The sequence below is a fragment of the Xanthomonas phaseoli pv. dieffenbachiae genome, from assembly GCF_008639345.1.
Classification (GTDB): domain Bacteria; phylum Pseudomonadota; class Gammaproteobacteria; order Xanthomonadales; family Xanthomonadaceae; genus Xanthomonas; species Xanthomonas phaseoli.
Genome location: NZ_CP041380.1, coordinates 4,621,421 through 4,627,500 on the forward strand (window position 1 = coordinate 4,621,421; position 6,080 = coordinate 4,627,500).

Consider the following 6,080-nt stretch of genomic DNA (forward strand, 5'->3'; position numbering starts at 1 on the left):
CAAGCAGCAAGTGTGCGGCATCGCGGCTGCGCCAGGCCAGTCAGGTGTAGACCATCAACCCCAGCAGATCCAGCACGCCATGCGCCAGGATCGCCGGCCACAGTCGCCCGCGTCGGGCCATCCACCACCCCAGGATCAGCCCGAGCATCAAGATGCTGATGGCGCCAATCGGACCCTGATACAGGTGATACCGTAAGCTCCCCAGCCTGACAGACACCGCATAAGTGGATATTTCTGGCATCGTTACCTCAGCCAGGAGGTTCTATGCGCACCTCAAAGTTCACCGAGACGCAGATCGTCGCGACGCTCAAGCAGGCCGACGCCGGCGTGCCGGTCAAGGACATCTGTCGCCAGGTTGGTATCAGCACAGCGACGTACTACCAGTGGAAGAGTAAGTACGGAGGCCTGGAGGCTTCGGAGCTGCGGCGGGTCAAGGAGCTTGAGTCGGAGAACGCCAAGCTCAAGCGGATGTACGCCGAGTTGGCGCTCGACAATGCGGCCATGAAGGATCTCATCGCAAAAAAACTCTAGGGCCGGCGGGTAATCCCCCCGCTTTGAGCGTTCGCCAAAAGTGGAGCTAGGCGGCCATCGCCAATTTCATTGCTGGCGTGATACCGCCGAGCGCCATGTTGGGGCGCTCATGGTTGTACGTCCATAGCCAGCGCGTGGCCTTGTCCTGAACCTGCTCGATGGTGTCGAACAACGTTGTGGCCAGCCAGGCGTAGCGGACGGTGCGGTTGTAACGTTCGACATAGGCATTCTGCTGCGGCTTGCCTGGCTGGATGTGCTCGATCCGAATCCCGCGCTGCTGTGCCCAAGCTAGCAGCGCGCCGCTGATGTACTCCGGGCCGTTGTCGCAGCGAATGGCGTTTGGCTTGCCGCGCCAGTCAATGATCTGTTCCAACGAGCGGATCACCCGGGCCGATGGCAGCGATAAGTCGACCTCGATGCCCAGACCCTCACGGTTGAAGTCATCGAGCACATTGAACAACCGGAAGCTGCGGCCGTCGGCCAGCTGGTCGTGCATGAAATCCATCGACCAGACCTGGTTGATCGTCTCCGGCACCGCCAACGGCTCTGGCCGCTCGCGCACCAGCCGCTTCTTCGGCTTGATCCGCAGGTTCAACTCCAGCTCCCGATAGATGCGGTACACCCGCTTGTGATTCCAGCCAAAGCCCTTCACGTTGCGCAGGTGCAGAAAGCACAGGCCGAACCCCCAATCACGATAGGTTGTGGTCAACCGCACCAGCCAATCGGCAATCCGGGCGTTCTCCTCGCTGGCCTTGGCTTGATAGCGAAAGCAGGTCTCGCTCACCGCAAAGGTCCGGCAGGCATGCCGGATGTTCGTGTGGCCACCATCTACGGCCCATCGGGCCATCTCCCGGCGTTGAGATGGCCTCACCATTTTTTTGCCATCGCCTCCTTCAGCAGGTCGGCGCTGAGCTGGGCATCGGCGTACATCTTCTTCAGGCGCCGGTTCTCGTCCTGCAGCTCCCTGAGCTGGGACATCAGCGATGCGTCCATGCCGCCGAACTTGCTGCGCCACTTGTAGAACGTCGCCGAGCTGATGCCGTGTTCCCGGCACAACTCCGGCACGGGCGTGCCGGCCTCGGCCTGCTTGAGGACGGCAATGATCTGGCTGTCGGTGAAGCGGGATGTCTTCATGGAACCTCCTCGGAAAAGGGTACGAGAAAATTCCACTTCTGGCGTCAGCTAACCTGTGGGGGGATTACCCCCCGACCGCATGCGTCACAACCAGACAGTGCAAGCCGACAACTGCGTTGCCCAAGGAGAGCCACGTCGATCGTCACAGCATTGCGCAGAGCAGGCGCGCTTAGCACGCCCGCAGTTGCGCCATATGGGGAGTGAGCCGGAGTCGCTTGGTGTGAGTTGGCTTAAACGACGGGACACATCCCGATAGTGCCCGTGCTCAACCACCGCGTCGGCCCGATATCGCGCTTAGCGCTGACAGCTCCCGCACCACACCGTGGCGCGTTGGCCGATCGTCGCGTGCTTCAACACCCGTCCGCACTGTTTGCAGGCCTCGCCCTCGCGCCCATACACAGAGAGTTCCTGCTCGAAATAGCCAGGCGCACCATCCGGGCTGATGAAGTCGCGCAACGTGGTTCCGCCGCGTTGGATCGCATACGCCAGGATGTCTTTCACCGCGTCAGCCAGACGCCGATAGCGCTCCAGCGACACTTTTCCCGCCTCGCGCAACGGACTGATGCCCGCCCGATGCAGGCTTTCGGCAGCGTAGATATTTCCAACCCCGACAACCACGGCCTGATCCATCAAAAAGGTTTTGACTGCAGCCCGCCGCCCCTGTGCCAGTGCGTGGAGATAATCGCCAGTAAATGCGTCCGATAATGGTTCTGGACCAAGCGCAGCAAGCAATTCATGGGGTTGTGTGCCCGATTGCCACAGCAGGCAGCCAAAGCGACGCGGATCGTTGAAACGCAATACGCGCCCGTTCTGCAGACTGATATCCACATGGTCATGCGCCCGCGGCAGCGCATCGCCAGGTAGTACCCGCAGACTTCCGGACATCCCAAGATGCAACAGCGCGCTGCCGCCCGCATCCGTATCGATCAACAGATACTTCGCGCGTCGGCGCACGTTGGTCATGGTGGCACCGGGAAGCAAGCGTTCGATCTGCTCGGGAATAGGCCAACGCAAATCGGGCCGACGCAGGATCACGCCATGGATCCGCTGCCCGACCAGATGCGGCGACAGGCCACGCAACGTCGTTTCGACCTCGGGCAACTCAGGCATCAGCGCATCCAGCAAGCGCCGGCAACGTACCGGCAAGGCAGCTAATGGGGTCGAAACACTCAAATGCAATTAGTGCGACGGTCGGCGCGCCATCGCGGGGCTATTCGTGCGTTGTCTGCCCGATGTAAGCACCACGTCGACTCCACAGCGTGGACTAACGCTGAATGGGTGCACGATTCGTTTCGCTATGACGCTGCTGATCTCTCGCAGCGGCGGCCCTTGGCGTTTACGGCTCGCCGTAATCGCTCCTTCGATTGCACGGCGTGGAAGCGATCCATGGCGTAGCAATGTAATGCTGAGCCACGCCTTTGGTGGGCCAGTACCTGGGACTGCTCATGCATGCCTGCATGAGCCTGCTCGACCAGCCGTTGATCGTGCTGTGATCGGCTCCAGCGACTGCCGCCTGGCGCGCCTGGCACTGGCCAGGCGGTTTGGCGGCTAAGGATAAACCCTCAGTGCCGGTGGCCCGCAGGTTACGGGGAGCACGTGCTTTGTGTTGCGGGGCATTCGCAGGCAGCAGCCGTACGGGAGCCTTGGCCCTGCTGCCACGAAGGCGATGTCGGCGCCGATTGGCAAGCGGCGCAGGGACGAGCGGGCAAGGCGGTTGGGTGAGCGCGGTGCTGTGGGTAAGGCGCCTGGCGCCCCACTGCCAGGCGACTTGCGGCGGTTATCTCATGTGCTGTGCTGCTGCAGCACCTGGGTCGCCGCCGGCTTTCGGGCGCCCTGAGGCCATTCCCGACTGGGTCTTGCATCAATTTGGGCGTAAAAAGAAACCCTCAGTCCTTGCGGACTGAGGGTTTCGGGGTAAAGCCCCTGGCGATGACCTACTCTTGCATGGCTTGAGCCACACTACCATCGGCGCAGCTGCGTTTCACTTCCGAGTTCGGGATGGGATCGGGTGGTTCCACAGCGCTAATTTCACCAGGGAGACGGTTGGAGCGTCGCCAGTTGCTGCTTCCTCAAACGTGAGCACGGGTGTGCAAGCGTTTGCGTATGGAAGCACCTACGGCGCTCAGCCTCGCATAGTTAACTTGTGACGTAGCTTGCATTTGATGATCTACCAACGTTCGTTGGGACCAAGGCAACTTGAGGTTATATGGTCAAGCCGCACGGATCATTAGTATCAGTTAGCTCAATACATTGCTGTACTTACACACCTGACCTATCAACCACGTAGTCTACATGGTTCCTTTAGGGGGCTTGTGCCCCGGGAAGTCTCATCTTGAGGCGCGCTTCCCGCTTAGATGCTTTCAGCGGTTATCGCTTCCGAACATAGCTACCCGGCAATGCCACTGGCGTGACAACCGGAACACCAGAGGTTCGTCCACTCCGGTCCTCTCGTACTAGGAGCAGCCCCTCTCAAACTTCCAACGCCCATGGCAGATAGGGACCGAACTGTCTCACGACGTTCTGAACCCAGCTCGCGTACCACTTTAAATGGCGAACAGCCATACCCTTGGGACCGACTACAGCCCCAGGATGTGATGAGCCGACATCGAGGTGCCAAACACCGCCGTCGATATGAACTCTTGGGCGGTATCAGCCTGTTATCCCCGGAGTACCTTTTATCCGTTGAGCGATGGCCCTTCCATACAGAACCACCGGATCACTAAGACCTACTTTCGTACCTGCTTGATCTGTCGATCTTGCAGTCAAGCACGCTTATGCCTTTGCACACAGTGCGCGATGTCCGACCGCGCTGAGCGTACCTTCGTGCTCCTCCGTTACTCTTTAGGAGGAGACCGCCCCAGTCAAACTACCCACCATACACGGTCCCTGATCCGGATAACGGACCTAGGTTAGAACGTCAAGCACGACAGGGTGGTATTTCAAGGATGGCTCCACTGCAGCTAGCGCCACAGTTTCATAGCCTCCCACCTATCCTACACAGACGAACTCAACGTTCAGTGTAAAGCTATAGTAAAGGTTCACGGGGTCTTTCCGTCTTGCCACGGGAACGCTGCATCTTCACAGCGATTTCAATTTCACTGAGTCTCGGGTGGAGACAGCGCCGCTGTCGTTACGCCATTCGTGCAGGTCGGAACTTACCCGACAAGGAATTTCGCTACCTTAGGACCGTTATAGTTACGGCCGCCGTTTACTGGGGCTTCGATCAAGAGCTTCGCCTTGCGGCTGACCCCATCAATTAACCTTCCAGCACCGGGCAGGCGTCACACCCTATACGTCCACTTTCGTGTTTGCAGAGTGCTGTGTTTTTGATAAACAGTCGCAGCGGCCTGGTTTCTGCGACCCTCTTCAGCTATAGCTCGCACGAGCCACCAAAAAGGGTGCACCTTCTCCCGAAGTTACGGTGCCATGTTGCCTAGTTCCTTCACCCGAGTTCTCTCAAGCGCCTGAGAATTCTCATCCTACCCACCTGTGTCGGTTTACGGTACGGTCTTCGTGAGCTGAAGCTTAGGAGCTTTTCCTGGAAGCGTGGTATCAGTGACTTCGCCAAAAAGGCTCGTCTCGGTGCTCGGTCTTAAAGGATCCCGGATTTGCCAAAGATCCAAACCTACCGCCTTTCCCCGGGACAACCAACGCCCGGTACACCTAACCTTCTCCGTCCCTCCATCGCACTCACGCGAGGTGCAGGAATATTAACCTGCTTCCCATCGACTACGGCTTTCGCCCTCGCCTTAGGGACCGACTAACCCTGCGTCGATTAACGTTGCGCAAGGAAACCTTGGGCTTTCGGCGTGCGGGCTTTTCACCCGCATTATCGTTACTCATGTCAGCATTCGCACTTCCGATACCTCCAGCAGACTTCTCAATCCACCTTCGCAGGCTTACGGAACGCTCCTCTACCGCGCATAAAACAAGTTTTATGCACCCCAAGCTTCGGTTCACTGCTTAGCCCCGTTAAATCTTCCGCGCAGACCGACTCGACCAGTGAGCTATTACGCTTTCTTTAAAGGGTGGCTGCTTCTAAGCCAACCTCCTGGCTGTCTATGCCTTTCCACATCGTTTTCCACTTAGCAGTGAATTTGGGACCTTAGCTGTGGGTCTGGGTTGTTTCCCTTTTCACGACGGACGTTAGCACCCGCCGTGTGTCTCCCATACAGTCCGTCTCGGTATTCGGAGTTTGCAATGGTTTGGTAAGTCGCGATGACCCCCTAGCCATAACAGTGCTCTACCCCCGAGAGGATACATATGAGGCGCTACCTAAATAGCTTTCGAGGAGAACCAGCTATCTCCGGGTTCGATTAGCTTTTCACTCCTAATCACAGCTCATCCCCGTCTTTTGCAACAGACGTGGGTTCGGGCCTCCAGTACCTGTTACGGCACCTTCACCCTGGCCATGA

General features: G+C 58.5%; 3 protein-coding genes, 2 rRNA genes and 1 pseudogene (1 of these 6 cut by a window edge). 1 reads left to right on the forward strand and 5 read right to left on the reverse strand.

Annotated features, from left to right (window positions below; translation table 11 throughout):
• Window positions 1-40 precede the first annotated feature (40 nt).
• On the reverse strand, window positions 41-241 hold the full coding sequence (locus FLG15_RS20600; protein ID WP_082341356.1) for a CPBP family intramembrane glutamic endopeptidase: 201 nt from the start codon (window positions 239-241) through the stop codon (window positions 41-43).
• Window positions 242-264: 23 nt separating this feature from the next.
• On the opposite strand from FLG15_RS20600, the pseudogene FLG15_RS20605 reads away from it, so the two are divergent.
• Window positions 265-525: pseudogene (locus tag FLG15_RS20605) on the forward strand (transposase); the annotation flags it as partial.
• A gap of 52 nt (window positions 526-577) precedes the next feature.
• On the opposite strand, the gene FLG15_RS20610 reads toward FLG15_RS20605, so the two are convergent.
• The 4 genes from FLG15_RS20610 to FLG15_RS20630 all read right to left on the reverse strand — a co-directional run.
• Window positions 578-1,665, reverse strand: a protein-coding gene (locus tag FLG15_RS20610; protein ID WP_223842567.1) for an IS3-like element ISXcd1 family transposase whose coding sequence is annotated in 2 segments (ribosomal slippage) — window positions 578-1,413 and window positions 1,413-1,665 — 1,089 coding nt in all. Because the reading frame shifts where the segments join, the coding sequence is not laid out codon by codon here.
• Between the two features lie 294 nt (window positions 1,666-1,959).
• Window positions 1,960-2,775 carry a bifunctional DNA-formamidopyrimidine glycosylase/DNA-(apurinic or apyrimidinic site) lyase gene (gene mutM, locus FLG15_RS20620; RefSeq protein ID WP_150147767.1) on the reverse strand — a complete coding sequence of 272 codons (816 nt, stop codon included), beginning with the start codon at window positions 2,773-2,775 and terminating at the stop codon, window positions 1,960-1,962.
• An 811-nt stretch (window positions 2,776-3,586) separates the two neighbouring features.
• Window positions 3,587-3,701, reverse strand: a 5S ribosomal RNA gene (gene rrf, locus FLG15_RS20625).
• Window positions 3,702-3,871: 170 nt separating this feature from the next.
• Window positions 3,872-6,080: ribosomal RNA gene (locus tag FLG15_RS20630) — 23S ribosomal RNA — on the reverse strand; it runs 672 nt beyond the window's last position.

What these genes read in the sequence shown, in the direction of transcription:
- FLG15_RS20600 (WP_082341356.1), bottom strand. Translation starts at nt 241, where the DNA reads ATGCCAGAAATATCCACTTATGCGGTGTCTGTCAGGCTGGGGAGCTTA.
- mutM (WP_150147767.1), bottom strand. Translation starts at nt 2,775, where the DNA reads ATGCCTGAGTTGCCCGAGGTCGAAACGACGTTGCGTGGCCTGTCGCCG.